This window comes from Caulobacter sp. BP25 (assembly GCF_002737755.1).
Classification (GTDB): Bacteria; Pseudomonadota; Alphaproteobacteria; order Caulobacterales; family Caulobacteraceae; genus Caulobacter.
In genome coordinates this window covers 141,048-161,138 of sequence record NZ_PEGH01000020.1, presented here as the reverse complement: position 1 = coordinate 161,138, position 20,091 = coordinate 141,048, and the positions used below count along the sequence as shown (strand labels likewise).

Here is a 20,091-nt window from a genome sequence, read left to right as displayed (position 1 = left end):
GAGAAGCGTAGAAGCGTCTGGATTCATGGCTAAGAACGAGCGAAACACCGAAAACCTCGTCCGTGATCGGCTCCGGGAGCTGGGCTTCGCTGACGCAGCGAATACCGTCCAGATTGAGGAGCAGAAGAGCAATATCGAAGCCGTGCGCCGATTGCTCAAGGCAGCGAGCAAGGCTGGAGGAAAGGGTGTTGGCGCTCCTGAGTTCATAATTAGCTGCCCGGACGATCCCGACATTCTGATCGTGATCGAATGCAAAGCTTCGCCAAAGGACCATGAGAGTCCATCCGTCTTACAGATTATCAATGGCTTTGCGCCTGTAGAAACACCCGACCAGCGTGCCAAGCGCGTCCAACGATACGCGGCTGACGGGGCGCTGCATTATGCTTCAAGCTTGGCGAAAGAATTCAATGTAATCGCCGTCGCGGTCAGTGGGGAAACAAAATCCTCGCTTAGTATATCGAGCTATATACACACGAAGGGCTCGACCGCCCCGAAAAGGCTTACGACGCCTGAGGGGGCAACTGTCGATACGATCGTGCCCTGGAATGATTATGTTAGGCACGCGCTCTTCAATCCTGCCGTGCAAAGGGTGAGATTTGATGAGTTGATGGCGTTCTCGAGGGAACTCCACGACTTCATGCGAGATCACGCCAAGCTTACGGAAAGTGAAAAGCCACTTCTGGTAAGCGGTACTCTCATCGCGCTTCGAAACGCCGCCTTCGCGAAGGCGTTTGATGAGTATCCACCCGACGAGCTCCAAAAGCAATGGATGCATGTTATACGCGAGGAGATACAAAAAGCAGATATTCCGCGCGCCAAAAAGGATAATATGGCGCAGCCGTACTCCAGCATTGCCGTGCATCCAGAGCTTAGTAAGGCTACAAAATTCTACCCAAAAGGTGTTCTTCACGAGCTAATAAAGATGCTCAAGGAGAAGGTCTGGCCATTCATATCGCTATATCACGACTTCGACGTGGTAGGCCAATTCTATGGCGAGTTCCTAAAATATACTGGGGGTGACAAGAAGGCGCTCGGTATCGTTCTAACGCCGAGGCACATCACGGAGCTGTTCGCGCTCTTGGCGAACGTAAACAAGGATAGTCGCGTTCTCGATATATGCGCGGGTACCGGCGGATTCCTCATCTCCGCGATGAAGGAGATGATGCGCACTGCAGTTACCGAGGAGGATAAGGAGAGCATCAAGGCTGAGGGCTTGGTTGGCGTCGAGCAACAGCCGAATATGTTCGCCCTCGCCGCATCCAACATGATCCTGCGAGGTGATGGTAAGGCGAACTTACACCAAGGCTCCTGTTTTGATGAGGCGATAACCGCCGCCATAAAGGCCCACGGCTGCAATGTCGGGCTATTAAATCCGCCGTTCTCGCAAGGTGATGAAGCGCTTCACGAACTCTATTTCGTCAAGCACATGCTTGATTGTTTGGAAAAAAACGGCGTCGGTATTGCGATTACGCCGATCTCATGCGCGATCGCTCCCCATGCGGCGAAGGCCGAGCTCCTAAAGGCGCATACGCTTGAGGCGGTTATGTCGTTGCCCAATGAGCTATTTTCACCAGTAGGGACAGTCACGTGCGCCATGGTTTTTACCGCCGGCGTACCTCACAACGTTAGCAAGAAGAAGACTTGGTTCGGCTACTGGCGGAACGATGGCTTCGTCAAGACGAAGCACTTGGGTCGGATTGATCAATTCGACAGATGGTTGGACACTCGTCGAAGCTGGGTAGACGGCTTTAGAAATCGCGAAATCGAACCCGGGCTTAGTGTATCTGCCAACGTTACGGCTGAAGATGAATGGTGCGCCGAAGCGTATATGGAGACTGACTACAGCACTATAACTAGAGAAGAATTCGAGCGTGAGGTTAAGCACTACCTTATGTTCCGCGTTCTGCATGGGGGAAATGGAGGTCCCCCGAAGCAGAAGAGGCCGCTAATGCTGTTGAGTGATATTTTTTCGGTCAGTTACGGAAATAAGTTTGACCTCAATAAGATGACGCGACGTCTACCTTGCGAGGGGGGAGTTAACTTTGTCGGCAGGTCTAGTAAGAATCTAGGTGTTACAGCAACGGTTGCTCCGGTTTCCGGCGCGGCGACTTATCCTGCCGGGACGATTACGGTTTCGCTTGGTGGAACGAAGCTGCTTTCGGCGTTCATTCAGGATGCTCCGTTCTATACGGCGCAAAATGTAGCCGTCCTATCTCCCAAGGTTGAGCTTACGTTCGAGCAAAAGCTCTTCGTGTGCATCGCGATTAGGCATAACCGGTTTCGGTATAGCGCTTTCGGACGCGAAGCGAACCGGACGATCAAAACGATCGAAGTTCCAGACCTGGTCGATTTTCCTGGTTGGATCGGCGACGCCTTCGGGGCCGCTAAGGAAACATTCCTGGCGCGTCTCGCGCCCCCGCCAACGCATCAATTTGAGCCAGTCGCGCCACCAGCGACGCTGGGCGCTGAGCGCGTACCGTTGCACACGTTATTCGATCCGATCTACGGCTCAAATCTGGAGCTCAATAAGCTCACGCTGGACGACGACGGAATAAACTTTGTCTCACGAACCGCGCTTAACAATGGAATTTCTGCCAAAGTGCAGCGCATAGACGGTCTGGAGCCGATAGATGGTGGCGTTCTTACTGTTGCCGGGGGAGGATCAGTTTTGGCAACATTTCTTCAGACCGAGCCATTTTATTCCGGGCGGGATCTGTACTACTTAAAACCAAAGTTCGAATTCACTATTGATGAACTCCTATTCTATTGCGCGTGCATTCAAGCCAACATGTTTCGGTACAGCTACGGCCGGCAGGCAAACCGCACGCTGCGCGACTTGCTACTTCCGGCGCGGAGCTCAATTCCCGCCTGGGTCTATGGCAAGACCGGCAGTGTTTCCGAGCAGATCGAGCAGAAGGTGCGCGACTGATGCTCTATCTCGCCACGTGCTTGGAGTACGTGGGGTAAGCAGGAGGCACGAGCCTCAGGCGGCGCGGAAACGACCGGTTCTGATACGATCCGCAGGGGTGTTGTAGGTGGGGGGCCTCAATTTAGATGCGTTAGGACGCGCGTGGCCGCGACTGTGGCACGGCGGTCGTGGTCACGCTCTAAGGGCCTCAAAGCAGACCTTCGTAAGGTCAGCTGAGAGTCCCCCTCACCCCTTCCGGAAGAACCCGTGGATCCGCTCCGCCAGCGCCTGGCTGACGCCTTCGACCTTGATCAGGTCCTCCACGCTGGCCCGGCCCACGCCCTTGGCTGAGCCGAAGGCGTGGAGCAGGGCTTTCTTGCGGCCCGGGCCGACGCCTTCGATCTCGTCCAGCGGGTTCTTCTTCAGGTCCATGGACCGGCGGGTGCGGTGGGCGCCGATGGCGAAGCGGTGGGCTTCGTCGCGCAGGCGTTGCAGGTAGTAGAGCACCGGCGACTTGGGCTCGAGCATGAAGGGCGGCTGGCCGGGCAGGAAGAAGCGCTCCAGCCCCGCGTCGCGGTCAGGACCCTTGGCCACCCCGACGACGGCGATGTCGTCGACGCCCAGGTCGGCCATGATCTCGATCGCCGCGTCCAGCTGGCCCTTGCCGCCGTCGACCAGGACAAGGTCGGGGCGGTTGTCGCTGTCGCCTTCCTCCTCCTCCTTGACCAGGCGGGAAAAGCGGCGTCGCAGCACCTCCTTCATCATGCCGTAGTCGTCGCCGGGGGTGAGCTCGGTGCTCTTGATGTTGAACTTGCGGTACTTGCCTTTCATGAAGCCTTCGGGGCCCGCCACGATCATGCCGCCGACGGCGTTCGTGCCCTGGATGTGGCTGTTGTCGTAGACCTCGATGCGCTCGGGGGGAGCCTCCAGCTTGAAGGCCTCGCAGACCCCGGCCAAGAGCTTCGTCTGGGCCGAGCCTTCGGCCATTTTGCGGCCCAGCGCTTCGCGGGCGTTGGTCAGGGCGTGCTGGACCAGATCGGCCTTCTCGCCGCGCTTGGGGACGCTGATCTCGACCTTGCGGCCGCTCTTCAGCGCGAAGGCTTCGGCCAGCAGGGCCGCCTCGGCCGGCTGGACATTGGCCAGGATCAGGCGGGGGATCGGCTTGTCGTCGTAGAACTGGCCCAGGAAGGCGGTGATGATCCGCTGCTCCTCGGTGACGCCTTCCTCTTCGCTCTCATCGGCCGCCCCGGTGATGCGGGGGAAGTAGGCGCGGTTGCCCCAGTTCTGGCCGGCGCGGAAGAAGAACACCTGCACGCAGGCCTGGCCGCCCTCGACGTGCAGGGCCACGACGTCGGCCTCGTCCACCGTCTCGGGATTGATCTGGGTCTCCTGGGCGACGGATGAGAGGGCGCGGATGCGGTCGCGCAGGCGGGCGGCGCGCTCGAACTCCAGATCCTCGGCGGCGTCCTCCATCTGCTTGGCCATGCTGGCGATGACCGCGCGGGACTTGCCGCGTAGGAAGGCCTCGGCCTGGTCGACCAGGGCCTGGTAGTCGTCCTTGCCGATCAGGCCGGTGCAGGGGGCGGCGCAGCGCTTGATCTGGTGCAGCATGCAGGGGCGGTCGCGGCTGTCGTAGACGCTGTCGCTGCACGAGCGGAGAAGAAACGCTTTTTGCAGGGTGTTCAGCGTGCGGTTCACCGCCCAGGCGCTGGCGAACGGTCCGAAATAGTCGCCCTTGATCGTGTGGGCGCCGCGATGCTTGCGCAGCTGCGGGGCGTCGTGATCGCGGCGGATCATGATCTCGGGAAAGCTCTTGTCGTCGCGCAGCAGCACGTTGAAGCGCGGCTTCAGCGACTTGATCAGGTTGATCTCAAGCAGCAGGGCGTCGGCTTCGGTGCGGGTGGTGACGAACTCCATCGACCGCGTGGCGTCGACCATGTGGGCGATGCGGTTGGTGTGGAAGCGGCCTTGCGCGTACTGGACGACCCGCTTCTTCAGGCTCTTGGCCTTGCCGACGTACAGAACCTCGTCGGCCTCGCCGATCATGCGATAGACGCCGGGCGCGTCAGGCAGGCGCGTGACCTCGTCCTTGATCAGGGCGGCGCCGGTCAGGCGGGGGGAGGCGTCGATGTCGGTGGTGGTGTCGGTCACGGGGCAGATATAGGCGAGTCCGGCGCGTTCAGCGACGTTCCAGGCTGTGTCGGATGCGCGCGATCGTCACCCGGTCGCCGCGCACGCGGTACTGGATCACGTACTGGTTCGAGTGAAAGGTAACGTATAGTTCGCGATAGCGGCCATCGCGGCTCATCGGCGCGCGCTGGGGATGGTCGAAGAGCCGGTCCACGGCGGCGCCGAGGGTATCGCTGAGGTCGAGAGCATAGTGCGCGCCCCGCGCCAGCAGCCAGTCCTCCAGATAATCGACATCGGCCATGGCCGCCGAGGTGACGACGACCCGATACATGGATCAGCGGCGCTGGCCGAGATTGCGGAGACGTTCTCGGAAGACCTCGAAAGGCACGCCACCGGTCTGCTCGGCTTCATCGCAGATCCGATCGAGGTAGTCGGCATAGGCCTCGGAATCCTGGTCGACGTCGTCTTCAGGAAGGCGCGCCAAGGGGGCGTCCCAACGCGGTTCTCGTTCCGCGACGCCCGATTGCTCGGCGTCGCGCCCGAGGACGTCTCGCGCATACGCCTCCACGCTCTGGCCCGCAGCTTCGGCGCGAGCCCTCAGTCGCTCGGCGAGTTCCGGATCGATTTTCAGGATGAGGTCACCATCAGCCATGTTCTCATGATGTTCCATCCATGATTTGTCGTCAACGCCTGCGGGCGCTATGACGCGCCCCATGACCACGCGCAGCCTCTTTGCCACCCCGATCTACCAAGCCAGCCTCGCCGGCGAGAAGGGCTTCGAGACCTTCATCGACGAGCTGCACGACGCCTGCGTCGCCATCGCCGAGGAGGACGAGGCCGGCCAGGCCTGGGCCTATAACAAGGGCTATCTGGGCTATACGTCCTACGCCTCGCTGAACGACCTGCCCCAGCGCGACAGCCTGTTCGCCGACCTCAAGAAGAAGCTGGACAAGCACGCGGCGGCTTTCGCCAAGGATCTGTGCTTCGACCTGGGCGCGGGCAAGCTGGTCATGGACAGCTTCTGGATCAACATCCTGGAGCCGGGCGGCCAGCACACCGGCCACATCCACCCGCACAGCGTCATCTCCGGCACGATCTACGTGACCATTCCGCCGGGCGCCTCGGCCCTGAAGTTCGAGGACCCGCGCCTGCCGATGATGATGGCCGCGCCCAACCGCCTGGAGGGTGCGCCCGAGGCGCTGCAGCCGTTCGTCTATGTTCAGCCGGCGCCGGGGACGATCCTTCTCTGGGAGAGCTGGCTGCGCCACGAGGTGACGCCCAACCAGGCCGACGAGCAGCGGATCAGCATCAGCTTCAATTACGCCTGGCGTTAGGGGCGGGTGCTAGCGCCTTCCGCTAGGGGAATGTTATCGCCTGCCGAGGATGATCTCCCCAAACCCATCCGCGGAGGCCCCGTGAGCAAGACCGGCACATCGTTCCTGGTGAACTTCGCCATGGCCTCGGCCTTGCTATACGTGTTCCGCGCCGTGCTGTGGCCGTTCGCCCTGGCGCTGGTCCTGGCCATCCTGATCATGTCGCTGAGCGAGCGGGTCGTGCGACTGCTGCCCAAGGCGCGGCGTTGGATGGTCTTTGCCATTACCGCCGTGATCGTCGGCGGGATCATCGTCGCCAGCATGGCGGTGGTGATCGAGGGCGCCTCACGGATTGTCGTCGAGATTCCGGCCATGCTGGCGCGGATCGACCAACTGCTGGCCCTGGTCCGGGTGCCGGGCGGCGGGACCCTGAGCCTGGAGGCCCTGGCCCAGAAGGTCGAGCTGGGGCCGTTGGCTGACCGCCTGCTGACCAGCGTGCAGAACGCCTCGGCGGGCCTGGGCCTGACCCTGATCTTCCTGTTCTTCCTGCTGCTCTCCAAACCGATGATCGAGAAGCGCGTCGACCAGATCGTCGCCTCGCGCGGCGGCCGGGGCCTGGCCACGGTGCTGGAGCGCAGCTTCTCGGGCGTCGAGAGCTATATGTACGTGCAGTCGATCACCGGTCTGATGATCGCGCTGGGGTCCTGGATCGTCATGACCGCCGTGGGCCTGGACAACGCCTTGTTCTGGAGCCTGGTGATCTTCCTATTCGCCTATCTGCCGGTGCTGGGCGTGTTGGTTGGCGGCGTCGGGCCGACTCTGTTCGCCCTGCTGCAGTTCCCGACCCTGACGCCGGCGATCGCGGTGTTCGTCGGCATCCAGCTGGTCTCGTCGATCGTCGGCAATTTCGTCCTGCCCAAGATGCAGGCCGACAGCCAGAACATCGACCCGGCGGCCAGCTTGATCGCGGTGGGCATGTGGACGGTGCTGTGGGGCGTGCCGGGCGCGTTCCTGGCCATCCCGCTGACCCTGGCTTTGATGTACGCCCTGGCCCAGTACGACGACCTGCGCTGGCTGGCGGTGCTGATCTCGCACGATGGCGACCCGACCCCGATGGAGCCAGCGGAGTAGGGCGGCTAGCCCCTCGCCGTCATCCGCGTCACCCATCGCTGCAGGCGCGGTCGCACGCGCAGGAATCGGCGGTAGAGGGCGTCCAGCGCCTTTAGCGCCCAAGGACGCCGCGCCAGAAGGCCGAAGGGCCGCAACACCGGGATCGCCCGCCACATCGCCGCGAAGGCCGCCGCGCCGGACAAGAGCTGGCCGTCCTCGCGCGCATGGAACTTGGCCAGCAAGTCGGCGCGGTCGATCGGGCAACTGGCGTCGTCGCTGGCGACGTCGATGAAGGAAATGGCGCCTCGGCGATCCAGCCGGCGCATCAGGGCGATCTCGCGGATGCACAGCGGACACGCACCGTCGAACCACACCGTCACCTGAGCCATCGCAACGCCCTCCAGACCGTCCGTAGGTGGGCTCGCCGCCCGCCCGCGTCAATCGTTGACGCACCTCAAGGAGCCTCCCGCGTTAAGGGTGCAGGAACGCGCTGCTGTTTGCGCGTATGGAAGGAACCTTGGCCATGAAGCACTATTTTGTCGGCGGCGGCGTGGGCGCGCTGGCCGGGGCTGCCTTCCTGATCCGCGACGCGGGCGCTGAAGGCTCTGACATCACGATCTTTGAGAAGCACCCCAAGGTGTTCGGCGGCTCGCTGGACGGCTCGCGCCTGCCCGACGGCTCGTATTCGCTGCGCGGTGGGCGGATGCTGACCACCGACCACTACGAGTGCACCTGGGATCTCTTGTCGACCATCCCCAGCGTCGACGCGCCGGGCCAGACGGTGCGCGACCAGACCGTCGCCTTCAACCAGGAGGTCGTCGCCCACTCCCAGGCGCGGCTGGTCGATCGCAACCTGCACAAGCTGGACGTGACCCACATGGGCTTTTCCATGCAGGACCGGCTGGAGCTGGTGCGACTGATGCAGACGTCCGAGGAGACGCTGGGCGATGATCCGATCACCGACTGGCTGTCGCCGCCGTTCTTCGAAACCAATTTCTGGTTCATGTGGCAGACGACCTTCGCCTTCCAGACTTGGCACAGCGCCGTGGAGCTGAAGCGCTACTTCCACCGCTTCATGAACGAGTTCCCGCGCATCGAGACGCTCGGCGGGGTCAAGCGCACGGTCTACAACCAGTATGACGCCATCGTCGTGCCGCTGGAGCGCTGGCTGCGCGAGCGCGGGGTGAACTTCGTCGGCGACACGGCCGTCACCGACATGGAGATCGTCACCGAAGGGGGCCGCCACCGCGTCACCCGCCTGACCCTGGACCGCGAGGGCAAGGTCGAGACGGTGGAGCTGGCTCAGGGCGACCTCGTCTTCTACCAGAACGGCTCGATGACCGACGCCACCAGCCTGGGGACCATGGACGCCCCGCCGCCGGCCATGACCAAGATCGACAGCCAGGGCTGGGCGCTGTGGGAGAAGATCGCCGCCGGCCGCCCCGAGTTCGGCAATCCGGCCGCCTTCAACACCCAGATCGGCCGCAGCCTGTGGGAGTCGTTCACGGTCACCTGCCGTAACCCGAAGTTCTTCGACGCCATGCAGGCCTTTAGCGGCAACGCGGCCGGGACGGGCGGTTTGGTGACCTTCAAGGACTCGCGCTGGCTGATGTCGGTGGTGCTGTACCATCAGCCGCACTTCCGCGATCAGCCCGAGGGCTGGTCGGTGTTCTGGGGCTACGCGCTGCATCCCGACCGGATCGGCGACTTCGTGGCCAAGCCGATGAGCCAGTGCGGCGGGCGAGAGATTCTGCAGGAGGTGTGCGGCCATCTGGGCCTTGAGATGGACGTCTTCGAGGACGCGACCTGCGTGCCCTGCCGGCTGCCCTACATCACCTCGATGTTCATGCCGCGCCGTAAGGAAGACCGCCCGCTGCCGGTCCCTGAGACGTCGGTGAACCTGGCCTTTATCAGCCAGTTCGTGGAGATCCCCGACGATGTGGTCTTCACGGTCGAGTATTCGGTGCGGGCGGCCCAGACGGCGGTCTACCAACTAATGGGCGTCGATCGCGCCATCCCGCCGATCACTCGCCACGACCACGCGCCCTCGGTGCTGCTGCGTACGGCGGCCAAGGCGATGAGCTGAGGGCTCGACGTCGCTTCGAGGCGGCGGCATGCTCGCGGACCTTGGGGGGAGCGCAAGCATGACGCCGTTTCGACTGTTCCTTTGGACCTGTCTTGTCGTGATCGTCGGCTACACCAGCGTCACGATCGCCAACCACGGCTGGAACCTGCTGCCGATCTTCTTTGGCGACATGGCGGCCATGGGCTGGCCGGGCCAGTTCAACCTGGACTTCTTCTGCTTCCTGCTGCTGTCGGGTCTGTGGGTTTCCTGGCGCGGCGGGTTCAAGCCTGCGGCCCTGGGCCTGGGCGTTCTGGCGGTGTTCGGCGGGATGCTATTCCTGTCGATCTACCTGCTGATCCTGCTGTCGCGCTCGGGCGGCGACATCCGGCGCGTGCTGCTCGGCGAGCGGGCTTAGAGCGGATCTTCCTCCCCATTAGGGGGAGGTGGAACGATGCGAATACGCATCGAGACGGAGGGGGTCCGCGAAGCGGTTCCGCGTGAGCCGTAAGCCCCCTCCACCGGCGTTCGCCGGTCCCCCTCCCCCGGTGGGGGAGGAAGGAGGCGTCAGGCCGAGGCCGACTCCAGCTCGCCGACGAAGGTCCGCCGCCAGTTGCGCTCCAGGGTCCAGGCGGCGATGGCCAGCCACAGCAGGCTCAGGAAGGCGTGGCCGCGCTGCCAGTAGCCGACGTCATAGCCCGTGCGGATGTTCCACACCCCGGTCAGCAGGGCGAAGACCAGAAGCAGGCCGAAGAACCAGCCCAGCGAGAAATTGGCCAGCCGCCGGTGCTCGGGCTTGCCCCATAGCGCCCAGGCGGTGAACAACGGCGCGAACTGGATGGCCAGACCCACGCCGCAGGCGCGGTGCATCGGATCGGGCCAGTGGAAAATCCCCGCGAAGACCGCGCCCAGGCCGGTCAGCGCCACGAACAGACCCGCGAAGGCCGAGACCACCCTGCGGCCGCCGGCGTGCTCCAGCGCGTGAGCGAAGCCCGCGCCGGCGAACAGGCCCGCGATCCCGGCGATCACCATGCCGATGTTGAACACCTCCGGCATCGGCGCGGCCGGTCCGCCCAGCTCGCTGATGAACTGCGCGCCCGCGTCGAAGCCGGGGAACAATCGCTGGGCGATCCACACGTCGGCCACCATCACGGCCGGCGCGATCACGCCGATCTTCAGGAAAGCGCCGGTGCGGAGCAAGGGAAGGGCCTCGGGTCGGAAGGGAGGGCCTGAAAATCGCTCCGGATGGAGGAGGGGTCAATGGGCGTGAGATTTCTTCGCGCCACAATAAACTCCGTCATCCCGCGACTTGTTCGCGGGACCCATTTGTCCGCCGCACGTGCGGAGAAGGCTCGGGCTCTCACGTGAAAGCTGAGCCATGGGTCCCGCGCACGAAGCGCGGGATGACGGGGGCTTTCTAGCGACAGATCACTTCGCCGCGGACGGATGCCCCGCCGGCGCGAAGGCGGCGCCGAAGAAGTCGCCCTTCTTCCAGACCGGGCGGGCCGGGGTGTTGGCCAGCTCGCGGGCGATCTCGTAGTTGACCAGGGCGAACTTGGCCGCGGCTTGGTAGTCGATCGGCTGATTCAGGTCGTCGGCCGGATTGTGATAGTTGGTCTTCAGGAAGGTGGTGAAGGCTTTCTCGCCGCCGTTCTGGAAGCCGGTCATCAGGAACACCGACGGCACGCCCTGCTCGACGAAGCGGTAGTGGTCCGAGCGGGTGAACAGGCCTTCTTCCGGCAGAGGGTCGCCCGACAGGCCCACCCCGACGCGGCCGGCGGCCTTCTGCACCGCCTCGCCCACGGTCGAGCGGTTGGCGCCGAACGCGATCACATCGGTGAACGGATACAGCAGCACCGGCATGTCCAGGTTCACGTCGGCGGCGATATCGGCCTTTTTCACGGTCGGGTTGGTGGCGAAGTAGTCCGAGCCGACCAGCCCCTTCTCTTCGGCCGTGACCGCCAGCAGCACGATCGAGCGTTTGGGGCGAACCTTGGTGTTCTTGAAGCCGCGCGCGACCTCCAGAAGGGTCGCGATCCCCGAGGCGTTGTCGAGCGCGCCGTTGTTGACGCGGTCCTCGCCGGGCTTGGCGTTCTCCTTGATCCCGATGTGGTCCAGGTGCGCCGACAGGATGATGGTCTGGGCCTTCAGCGTCGGGTCCGAGCCCTCGATCAGGCCCACGACATTGCTGCTCTCGCGCTTTTCGATCTCGGTCTTCAGCGTCACCTTGATTTTGCCCGCCAGCGGGAAGCCCTTAACCGCGCCTTCCGGCTTTTCGGCCTCGGCGAGGATCGACGCCAGCGGCGTGGCGGCGCCGGCAAACAGCTTTTCCGCGCCGGTCAGGCTGATCTGGGCCAGCGCCGGAGCGCCCGGCGCGCGGATAGCGCCGATGTCCTGGGCGTCGCGCCAGGTTATGCGCCATTCCTTCATACCGTTCAGGCCGCGCGCGAACGGACGGCGCTTCTCGCCGCTGGTGGTTGGAATGGTCAGGACGCCGATGGCGCCACGCTTGGCCGCTTCGGTCCGCTTGGTGTTGGGGCTGGAAAGGTGAGCGCGCTCCTCGGTCTGGATCGAGGACGGGGCGCCGGTCAGCATGACGACGATCTTGCCCTTCACGTCCAGGCCCGCGTAGTCGTCGCGACCGCGCGTGGCGTCGACGACGCCGAAGCCGACGAACACCAGCGGCGCCTCGACGGCGAGGTCGGCCGCCTGCGCCTGAGCGTTCGGCAGATAATCCTCGCCGTATTTCAAGGCGACCGCCGCGCCATCGGCGCCGGTCACGCTCACCGCGCCCTCGCCCGAGGGGCGGAAGGCCAGCAGCGGCACGCGCTGAAGGTACGAGCCCTTGTCGCCGGCCGGCTTGACGCCCAGCAGGGCGTATTGAGCGGCGACATAGTTGGCGGCGATGTCATAACCGCGCGTGCCGGCCTCGCGGCCCTCCAGGGTGTCATCGGCCAGGAAGGTCATGTGCGCCTTGATCGCCTCGGGCGAGGGGACAAAGTCCGAGACGACCGCCTTTTGTTTAGCGGCGACGGCGGGCTTGGCGGGCGTGGCCGCCAGGACCGGTTGGGCGACCATCAGCAGGGCGGCGCTGGCGAGCGCGGCGCGACGCGTGAACGACATTCTCAAGAGGCTCCTCGGGACGTCACCCCCATGCCGTGTCGGCCTCGGTCGCGTCCAAACGGTTATCGAAACGGGGCCCCAGAGCTAGAGGGCTCCGAGGCGCGGTCGCGAACCATGTCGGGACGATGACGGCTTGTCGAGCGCGGCTGTCTGAACGTTTTGTAATGTTCGGCGCGATCTGGCCCGCGAAGACCCGAACAGCTCTGCCGAAGCCGGCGGCTGGGCCTCGGTCGCCGTGTTTCTTGTCCGCTACCCCAGGGCGAGGGGAGGATTCCACCCGAGCGGAGGTGGGGTCGGAAATCTATTTCATGGTTAATTCGTGCTAAAAAAGGTGACCAAACGGTAAATTTTACCATCTTTGGTTGCGACCGCTTAACCCAACCGCCCGGATAACTCGCGTCGAGAACGGAGGACGCCTTTATGCAGGCTCTCGCTATCGCCGCTGCCGGTATGACGGTCGCTGCCAACCGCTTGAACGCTAGCGCTCAACGGGTCGCGTCGTCCGACGCGCACGCCGAGACGGTCGAGGAACTGAAGGACGTGGACTACGCCAAGGAGCGGGTTGAGCAGATCAGCGCTCAGTACGACTTCAAGGCCAACGTCAAGGTCGCTCAGACCGCCGACCAGATGGCCGGCGCGCTGCTGAACATCAAGGCCTAGCTCCGCTCCACGCGTTTGAGTTCGCGCCCTCCCGGTTCGCCGGAAGAACGCTGGACTCTACCCCCAGCCAAGCGCCCGAAGCGCGCCCCCTTTTGCCGAGGGCGCTTGGCCGCCGCCTCCCGCAGCGCCCCCTATGTTTGCGGGAGGCGGCCCCTTTTTTACGGCCGCCTCACTCCGGCGTCAGCACCGTCTTCAGCGCCCCGGCCCCGCGCGCCCGGAACGCTTGGCGATCCCGTTGCCGATCCCTGGAACCGCCCACGACCAGCACCAGCCGGCCGCTGAAGTCGGTGTCGTCGATCATTCCGGCGTCCTCTTCTTTCGGAGGATAGACGCGGCTGACGCAGAGAAGGTCAAAGGGGGAGAATCCGAACTTTCCAGCCCAACCAGCCCATGTTTAGATCCAGGGTGAAGCTGGGATGCGCGCCATGTCGAACACCTTGGGTCTGGATGACGATCTCGATCCCGTCGAGGCAGTCATCGGTCTTGAGAAGGCCTTCGCGCTGAAGATCAGCGATGGGGAGGCGGCGGCCTGCAACACCGTTGGCGACATCTACGATCTTCTCCTGGCGCGGTTCGCCGGACGGATCGGCGAGCCGGGAGCGTGCATGACGTCTATGGCCTTCTATCGTCTTCGCCGATCGCTACGCGTCGTGTGTCCAGGGACCGATTGGCGGCCGGACACCGCATTGACTCCTCTTGCTGGCGGGAACGTTCGAGCTTTCTTCGTCGAATTGCGGCGTGTCAGCGGCCTTCAGATGCCTGAGCCGCGCGGAACCTGGCTGGGCGGCATAGGCGGCGGCTTGGCTTTGCTGGCAATCGTTGGCGCCGCGATCGCCGCGATCAAAGGCGCGCTCATCGTTGGCCTGGCGTCGGCCGCCATGCTCGTCGTCGGCGTCGTGTTGATCCGTCTCGATCCTGGCGGTTTACCCGAAGGGTGCGTCACGCTGGGCGACCTGGCCACCAAGGTCGGCGCGCTGAACTACGGAGCCCTCGCGGGCGTCGGCGGCGCGGTGCGGCCCAAGGATCTCTGGGACGCCATGGCCGAAGTGCTGTCCGCGCAGAGCGATTTTCCCGCGTCCGCTATGCGCCGGGACATGCTCATCCTTCAGAGTGGGGCGGCCCGAGTCTGACGGGCTCACGTTCGCCCGCTGATCTCGAAACCACTCACCCTCCCACCGCCCGTGGCGGCGGGCCCCTTCCTCTCTCAAAGAGAGAGGGATTCTGATCGCTACTTCGCCTGATCCATCAGGCCCGCGAAACGCTCGAACAGGTACAGGCTGTCCGTCGGACCCGGAGACGCTTCCGGGTGGTGCTGGACGCTGAACACCGGCTTGTCGGCCAGCTGGATGCCGGCGTTGGTGCCGTCGAACAGCGAGACGTGGGTCTCCTGCACCGGAGCCGGCAGGGAGGCGCTGTCCACCGTGAAGCCGTGGTTCATCGAGACGATCTCGACCTTGCCGGTCGTCAGGTCCTTCACGGGGTGGTTGGCCCCATGGTGGCCTTGCTCCATCTTCACGGTCTTGGCGCCCAGGGCCAGGGCCAGCATCTGGTGGCCCAGGCAAATGCCGAACACCGGCTTGCCGCTGGCGACCAGTTTCTGGATTTCCGGCACGGCGTATTGGCCAGTCGCGGCCGGGTCACCGGGGCCGTTGCTCAGCAGCACGCCGTCCGGGTTGCGGGCCAGGATGTCCTCGGCCGAGGTCGAGGCCGGCACCACCGTGGCGCGGGCGCCGACGTGGGCCAGGGCGCGCAGGATGTTGCGCTTGACGCCGTAGTCGATGACCACGACCTCATACTTGGGCTTGTCCAGCTTGGCGTAGCCTTCCGGCCACGACCACAGGCCCTCGTCCCAGGTGAAGGTCTGGGTGGTCGAGGCTTCCTTGGCCAGATCCAGGCCCTCGAGCCCGGCCCAGGCCTTGGCCTTGGCGACCAGGGCGGGAAGGTCGAACTTGCCCTCGGGCGAGTGAGCGATGACGCCGTGCGGCATGCCGGTCTCGCGGATCTTACGGGTCAGGGCGCGGGTGTCGACGCCGGCCAAGCCCACGACGCCGCGCGCCTTCATCCAGGCGTCGAAGTCGCCGCCGGCGCGCCAGTTGGCCTGCTGGGTGGGGACATCGCGGAACAGGGCGCCGCGAGCGGCCGTCTCGGCCACGCCGGTGATCTGCTCGACGTCCTCGGCGTTCACGCCGACATTGCCCACGTGCGGGAAGGTGAAGGCCACGATCTGGGCCATGTAGGAGGGGTCGGTCAGGATCTCTTGATAGCCGGTCATGGCGGTGTTGAAGCACACCTCGCCGACTGCGTCGCCGACCGCGCCGCAGCCCACGCCTTGCAGGATCGTGCCGTCGGCCAGGGCCAGAACGCCGGTAACGCCGGGGAGAAGGTCTTGGGACATTCTGTTGAGCGCTCCTGAACGCAATCGGGCCCGGAATTGGGCGGTCATTTTCGCAAAAAAGGCGGACCCGGGGTACACCCCCCGCCCCGCGCCGCGCGCGGGGCGTCTCCTTGCAAGAAAGCGGACGGGCTTTGGGCCCGTCCGCCGCGCAAACGGCGCGGTGTCTAGGGGGTATGGGGGAGGGGGTCAACCCCTCTCGATCACACGTTTTTCCCAAGGTTCCACATTCCCGTGATCGGTGAACGGACACCCTCGCGCGAACGGCGCGAAACGCCTTATAGTAAAGGGCTTCCAGGCATTGAAGCGCTACGGACACGGGAGGGCGGCCCATGCTTGAGTTGCGTCCCAATTGCGAGTGCTGCGACCGCGACCTGCCGCCGGCCAGCGACGCAGCGCGAATCTGCACCTTCGAGCACACCTTCTGCGCCGCCTGCGCCGAGTTGCGCTTCGATGATGTCTGCCCAGACTGCGGTGGCGGTCTCGTGGCCCGGCCGATCCGCCCCGAGGTTCAGCTACACCGCTTTCCTGCCTCGTTGCGGCGCGTGTTGAAGGCGCATCGGCCCGCAACGCCCAAAACGCCCGGGCCCAACCGTGAGCCCGAGCGGCCGACGGGCTGGGTTTAGGGCTCTCACGGCCCCTCTACACACATGGCGCGCTCCAAGGGCGCGATAACGCCTCTTACCGGTGAAGCGATGGGAGGGGATTTGCGCCCCCATCCGCTGCGGCCCTGAGGCCTTGCGGCCCTTTATCCGCGCGGTGGGGGAAGGGCTTCGTCGCGGCAGAGATCTGACCACTGTGACCTGGGGGAACTTACCTCCCACTCTCTGCCGCCGCGCTCGCAATGAGCTCCCTAGGGCTCTAGCGGGCGCTTTCGATCCATTGCGCGGCTGAGAAATCTATTGCGATAAAGGAAAGGTACCGGTACCTGTTTGTCAGACCTTGTAGTTGGCATTGGTCTGTCCAATGGGGTGGCCAATGCCTACGACGCTGACTCTGCAGACGGCTTAGCTGCGGCGCGTCAAGGCGAGGGGCATGGCCGCGTTTCAAGTCACGAAGCTGGCCGCAAACGAGAAAGATCGTCCGCGTTAAGCCGACGACGCTGGGAGGGAAATTGAATATGACTCGTGAACCAAGATGCGCGCGCCTAGCGCTGTTGGCGGCGGCGGCTGTTCCTGCTCTCGCTCTGTCCAGCCAGGCTTTTGGGCAGGCAGCATCTGTAAAGTCACCGATTACAGCGCCCGCGAGCGAAACGTCCGTCGTTCAGGAGATCGTTGTCACCGGCTACCGGCAGTCACTTGAGAATTCGGCCAACGCCAAGAAGAACACCACCAACTTCATCGACTCGATTTTCGCCGAAGACATCGGCAAGTTTCCCGACCTCAACCTGACGGAGTCGCTTCAGCGCCTGCCGGGCGTTCAGATCGACCGCGACACCTCGGGCGAAGGCACCTACATCAATGTTCGCGGTCTGAGCGCGGGCTTCACGGTGTTGACCGTCAACGGCTTCGCCATCAGCACCTCCAGCAACGGCGGCAATGAAGGGCGTGGGTCCAGCCTGGACATCCTGCCGTCCGAACTGTTTCGGCGCTTGACCTTGAGCAAGTCGCCCGTCGCTAGTGGTGTCGAGGGCGGTACGGCCGGTTCGGTCGACATGCAGCCCATCCGGGCTTTCGACCGCAAGGGCTTCCACCTCAATCTCCAGGCGCAAGGGTCGTACCAGGACGCCGACGGGACCTCGACGCCGCGTGCGGCGGCGATCATGAGCAACACGTTCAAGACCAAGATCGGCGAGATCGGCATCCTGGTCGCCGGCGCCTATGCCGAGCGCAACTATCGCAGCGAGATCTTCAACACCGTCGGCTACACGACGATGAACCTGGGGGCGGCCTGCCGGAACACGACGCTGGGCTGCAACTCCCTGACCCTGAACGCCAACTCGGCGCCGGCGACCAACCGCACGGCCGGTTACGGCGGCGGGGCGGGGGCCACGCTGACCACCGTGCCGACCAATGCGCCGTCCGTGCTGGGGCTTGGAGCGCCGGGTTCGGCGCTAGTCCAATGTGGCAACAACGTCGCCGGGGGCACATCGAACCTCTCGTGCCAAGACCTCAGCTACGCCATCGTCCCGCGCCTGGTGCGCGCCGAACAGGTCGTCGGCAATCGTGACCGGACGACGGGCATGCTGAACCTGGAATGGCGTCCGTCCAAGCGCGTCCGGTTCAAGCTGGACTCGATCCTGACCGAGTCCAACAACGACTTTGGCCAGCACGACGTGATGCTGGTGGTCCGCAGCTACAACAACAACATCCCGATCAATTTTCAGCTCGACCAGAACAAGGTGCTGACCTCGGGCACGTTCGGGAACGCCTATTTCCTCAACCAGAGCACCGACGCCCAGACCTATACGAAGCTGTTCTATCGCTCGCTGGCCGGCGAGTGGGACATCACCGACGATCTGCGCTTCTCGGCCGCGGCGATGATGAACTCGGGCCGGTTCAGGAACAACTCGATCCAGTACACGCTGCAGTCCGCGCCCGGGCAGACAAACTTCGTCACCTACGCCGCGGGCGTGGCCGCGCCGGCCGGCGGCGGCCCCGCCTCGAACCTGACGCCGCTGAACACGGGGCAGTACGCGACCTACAGCTACACCTCGGGCGACCTGACGCCCAAGATCGGCGCCAATATCGACCTGCCCAACTACACCAACTGGTACTGGAACAGCATCCAGCTGATCCCGACGGTGCAGGACCTGGAGCAGAAGTCTTTCCGGGCCGATCTGGCCTGGGGCGACGCGCGACGCCTGCAAGTCTCGGGCGGCGTGATGCGGTCAGAGTTCGAGCGCAACATCGTCACCTGGAACGCCTCGGACTGCGCCTTCCGGAACAACTGCACCTCGGCCTTCACCTCGACCCAGACCTCGCTGACGGGGGCGATCCCGAACGCGGCGATCCCGCAGTACCTGACCACCTTGCCGTCGATGAACCTGTTCAAGGGCGCGCCCATCGACGCCGGGTTCAATGGCGGCTGGCGCGTGGTGGACTTCGACAAGGTCCGCCAGGCCGTCAATTTCGACTACTACACCAATGAGCTGAACCCGGGCGACCAGCCGGGCAACTACCTCAACACCTACTCGCCTCGGCGCCTGAGGGAGAACACCACCTCGGCCTATGTGATGACCGACGGTCGTCAGGACATCTTCGATCGCGAGCTGCGCTTCAATGCGGGTCTGCGCTACACCGAAACCCGTCAATCGGTGGCCGGCATCGTCAACGACTTCCTGGTCGGCGGCGGGGCGCGGACCGCACCGACCACCGAGAGCTTCAGCCACAACTGGCTGCCCAGCGTGAACCTGGCCTACCTGCTGACGGATCAGTTTGTCATTCGCGGCGCCGCCGCCCGCACGGTCACCCGTCCCAACCCCGCCGATCTGGCCCCGACCTTTGGTCTCAGCCTGGACGGCGACATCTTCACCAAGGGCAATCCGGGCCTTTCGCCCTTCTACGCCAACAACTACGACTTCGGTGTGGAGTGGTACGCCAAGTCCAAGACCGTCCTGACCTTCAACGTCTGGGCCAAGAACATCTTCGACTATCCGGCGACGCTGGACACCAACACCCCGTTCGGCGACACCGGCCTCCTGTTCGACCGCCTCAGCGATCGTCAGAAGACGGGCATCACCAACCTGGGCGGCGGCGATCCGACCGCGGCCCGTCTGACGGTGCGCCAGAAGCTGAATTCCGATGTCGTGGTCAAGCTGCTGGGTCAGGAGTTCCAGTGGATCCAGCCGCTGGACTTCATCAAGAAGGGCTTGGGCTTCAACGCCAATGTCACCCACATCTCGCAGTCGCTTTCCGGCACTGTGCCCGCGACCCTGAATCCCAAGTCCCTGATCTCGGGCTTGGCGCCGTGGACCTACAACGGGACGCTCTACTACGAGATGCGCAATGGCTTCTCGGCGCGGGTGTCCTACACCCACCGCGACGCCAACCTCTCGTCGGTCTGCCCCTGTAACAACATTCCGGGCGACCTGTACGCGGCGCCGACCAACTACATGGACGCGCAGATTAGTTTCCTGGTCCCCTGGTACCGCCGCGCACGCGTGACGTTCCAGGCCCAGAATCTGCTCAAGCAGGTGCAATACAACCGCTACGAAAATCGCGAGTCGATGGTCGACGGCGCGACCTACGCCGGGCGCAACTTCGTCGTTGGCTTCCGCGCCGACTTCTAAAGGCCTTGGTTCCGTCAGTACGTTCTGAACTCGCAGATGAGCTTCTAAGCTCGACCTTGAGGCCTGGCTGCTTCCTTGGAGCCGGGCCGCGCAACCTCCCCCGACCCTCTGGCCCGGCCTCGCGCCGGGCTATTCTTTTGTGCGGGCGCCGCGCCGGACAAA

At 64.2% G+C, this 20,091-nt stretch carries 15 protein-coding genes and 2 pseudogenes; 9 read left to right on the top strand and 8 right to left on the bottom strand.

Going from position 1 to position 20,091, the window contains the following annotated elements; genetic code table 11:
- Positions 1–25 precede the first annotated feature (25 nt).
- Entirely contained in the window at positions 26–2,929 is a 2,904-nt protein-coding gene (locus tag CSW59_RS19650; RefSeq protein ID WP_099445659.1) for an N-6 DNA methylase, read from the top strand.
- 225 nt (positions 2,930–3,154) lie between these two features.
- On the opposite strand, the gene uvrC is transcribed toward CSW59_RS19650, so the two are convergent.
- The 3 genes from uvrC to CSW59_RS19635 are packed head-to-tail and all read right to left on the bottom strand — an operon-like array spanning position 3,155 to position 5,708.
- Entirely contained in the window at positions 3,155–5,068 is a 1,914-nt protein-coding gene (gene uvrC / locus CSW59_RS19645; protein ID WP_236632289.1) for an excinuclease ABC subunit UvrC, read from the bottom strand.
- 19 nt (positions 5,069–5,087) lie between these two features.
- The gene (locus CSW59_RS19640; protein ID WP_099445657.1) at positions 5,088–5,369 is read right to left on the bottom strand and encodes a type II toxin-antitoxin system RelE/ParE family toxin; all 282 of its coding nucleotides are present in this window, start codon (positions 5,367–5,369) and stop codon (positions 5,088–5,090) included.
- Between the two features lie 3 nt (positions 5,370–5,372).
- Entirely contained in the window at positions 5,373–5,708 is a 336-nt protein-coding gene (locus CSW59_RS19635; RefSeq protein ID WP_099445656.1) for a hypothetical protein, read from the bottom strand.
- A 43-nt stretch (positions 5,709–5,751) separates the two neighbouring features.
- On the opposite strand from CSW59_RS19635, the gene CSW59_RS19630 reads away from it, so the two are divergent.
- Together CSW59_RS19630 and CSW59_RS19625 are read left to right on the top strand one after the other, a co-directional pair.
- Complete coding sequence (locus CSW59_RS19630) at positions 5,752–6,372, top strand: TIGR02466 family protein (protein WP_099445799.1); 621 nt, start codon at positions 5,752–5,754, stop codon at positions 6,370–6,372.
- 81 nt (positions 6,373–6,453) lie between these two features.
- Entirely contained in the window at positions 6,454–7,482 is a 1,029-nt protein-coding gene (locus CSW59_RS19625; RefSeq protein WP_099445655.1) for an AI-2E family transporter, read from the top strand.
- Between the two features lie 5 nt (positions 7,483–7,487).
- On the opposite strand, the gene CSW59_RS19620 is transcribed toward CSW59_RS19625, so the two are convergent.
- Positions 7,488–7,850 (bottom strand): thiol-disulfide oxidoreductase DCC family protein, encoded by a 363-nt coding sequence (locus tag CSW59_RS19620; RefSeq protein ID WP_099445654.1) that lies wholly within the window; start codon positions 7,848–7,850, stop codon positions 7,488–7,490.
- Between the two features lie 116 nt (positions 7,851–7,966).
- Here CSW59_RS19620 and CSW59_RS19615 point away from each other — a divergent pair, with 116 nt between their 5' ends.
- Both CSW59_RS19615 and CSW59_RS19610 read left to right on the top strand, forming a co-directional pair.
- Entirely contained in the window at positions 7,967–9,547 is a 1,581-nt protein-coding gene (locus CSW59_RS19615; protein WP_304441820.1) for an oleate hydratase, read from the top strand.
- Between the two features lie 58 nt (positions 9,548–9,605).
- Complete coding sequence (locus tag CSW59_RS19610) at positions 9,606–9,941, top strand: hypothetical protein (RefSeq protein ID WP_099445652.1); 336 nt, start codon at positions 9,606–9,608, stop codon at positions 9,939–9,941.
- A gap of 149 nt (positions 9,942–10,090) precedes the next feature.
- Here CSW59_RS19610 and CSW59_RS19605 read toward each other — a convergent pair whose 3' ends face one another.
- Positions 10,091–10,723, bottom strand: coding sequence for a DUF998 domain-containing protein (locus CSW59_RS19605; RefSeq protein ID WP_099445651.1), 633 nt, complete (start codon positions 10,721–10,723; stop codon positions 10,091–10,093).
- 228 nt (positions 10,724–10,951) lie between these two features.
- On the bottom strand, positions 10,952–12,646 hold the full coding sequence (locus CSW59_RS19600) for a M20/M25/M40 family metallo-hydrolase (RefSeq protein WP_099445650.1): 1,695 nt from the start codon (positions 12,644–12,646) through the stop codon (positions 10,952–10,954).
- 420 nt (positions 12,647–13,066) lie between these two features.
- On the opposite strand from CSW59_RS19600, the gene CSW59_RS19595 reads away from it, so the two are divergent.
- A complete protein-coding gene (locus CSW59_RS19595) occupies positions 13,067–13,306 on the top strand; it encodes a flagellar basal body rod C-terminal domain-containing protein (protein ID WP_099445649.1) in 240 nt (79 codons plus the stop codon).
- A 202-nt stretch (positions 13,307–13,508) separates the two neighbouring features.
- On the opposite strand, the pseudogene CSW59_RS21640 reads toward CSW59_RS19595, so the two are convergent.
- Positions 13,509–13,607 (bottom strand): annotated as a pseudogene (locus tag CSW59_RS21640) (3-oxoacyl-ACP reductase); the annotation flags it as partial.
- 124 nt (positions 13,608–13,731) lie between these two features.
- On the opposite strand from CSW59_RS21640, the gene CSW59_RS19590 reads away from it, so the two are divergent.
- The gene (locus tag CSW59_RS19590; RefSeq protein ID WP_143755023.1) at positions 13,732–14,436 is read left to right on the top strand and encodes an acyl carrier protein; all 705 of its coding nucleotides are present in this window, start codon (positions 13,732–13,734) and stop codon (positions 14,434–14,436) included.
- Between the two features lie 98 nt (positions 14,437–14,534).
- On the opposite strand, the gene carA is transcribed toward CSW59_RS19590, so the two are convergent.
- Entirely contained in the window at positions 14,535–15,701 is a 1,167-nt protein-coding gene (carA, locus tag CSW59_RS19585; RefSeq protein WP_099445647.1) for a glutamine-hydrolyzing carbamoyl-phosphate synthase small subunit, read from the bottom strand.
- A gap of 329 nt (positions 15,702–16,030) precedes the next feature.
- Between carA and CSW59_RS19580 the strand changes: the two are divergent.
- Positions 16,031–16,310 (top strand): annotated as a pseudogene (locus tag CSW59_RS19580) (DUF1272 domain-containing protein); the annotation flags it as partial.
- 508 nt (positions 16,311–16,818) lie between these two features.
- Positions 16,819–19,929 carry a TonB-dependent receptor gene (locus tag CSW59_RS19575; protein WP_099445645.1) on the top strand — a complete coding sequence of 1,037 codons (3,111 nt, stop codon included), beginning with the start codon at positions 16,819–16,821 and terminating at the stop codon, positions 19,927–19,929.
- Positions 19,930–20,091: the final 162 nt, after the last annotated feature.

Excerpts from the sequence above, each read along its gene's own strand:
- CSW59_RS19635 (WP_099445656.1), bottom strand. The coding sequence starts at position 5,708 with ATGGAACATCATGAGAACATGGCTGATGGTGACCTCATCCTGAAAATC.
- CSW59_RS19595 (WP_099445649.1), top strand. The coding sequence starts at position 13,067 with ATGCAGGCTCTCGCTATCGCCGCTGCCGGTATGACGGTCGCTGCCAAC.
- CSW59_RS19620 (WP_099445654.1), bottom strand. The coding sequence starts at position 7,850 with ATGGCTCAGGTGACGGTGTGGTTCGACGGTGCGTGTCCGCTGTGCATC.
- CSW59_RS19575 (WP_099445645.1), top strand. The coding sequence starts at position 16,819 with ATGACTCGTGAACCAAGATGCGCGCGCCTAGCGCTGTTGGCGGCGGCG.
- carA (WP_099445647.1), bottom strand. The coding sequence starts at position 15,701 with ATGTCCCAAGACCTTCTCCCCGGCGTTACCGGCGTTCTGGCCCTGGCC.
- CSW59_RS19640 (WP_099445657.1), bottom strand. The coding sequence starts at position 5,369 with ATGTATCGGGTCGTCGTCACCTCGGCGGCCATGGCCGATGTCGATTAT.
- CSW59_RS19630 (WP_099445799.1), top strand. The coding sequence starts at position 5,752 with ATGACCACGCGCAGCCTCTTTGCCACCCCGATCTACCAAGCCAGCCTC.
- CSW59_RS19610 (WP_099445652.1), top strand. The coding sequence starts at position 9,606 with ATGACGCCGTTTCGACTGTTCCTTTGGACCTGTCTTGTCGTGATCGTC.
- CSW59_RS19650 (WP_099445659.1), top strand. The coding sequence starts at position 26 with ATGGCTAAGAACGAGCGAAACACCGAAAACCTCGTCCGTGATCGGCTC.
- CSW59_RS19615 (WP_304441820.1), top strand. The coding sequence starts at position 7,967 with ATGGAAGGAACCTTGGCCATGAAGCACTATTTTGTCGGCGGCGGCGTG.
- CSW59_RS19600 (WP_099445650.1), bottom strand. The coding sequence starts at position 12,646 with ATGTCGTTCACGCGTCGCGCCGCGCTCGCCAGCGCCGCCCTGCTGATG.
- CSW59_RS19590 (WP_143755023.1), top strand. The coding sequence starts at position 13,732 with ATGTCGAACACCTTGGGTCTGGATGACGATCTCGATCCCGTCGAGGCA.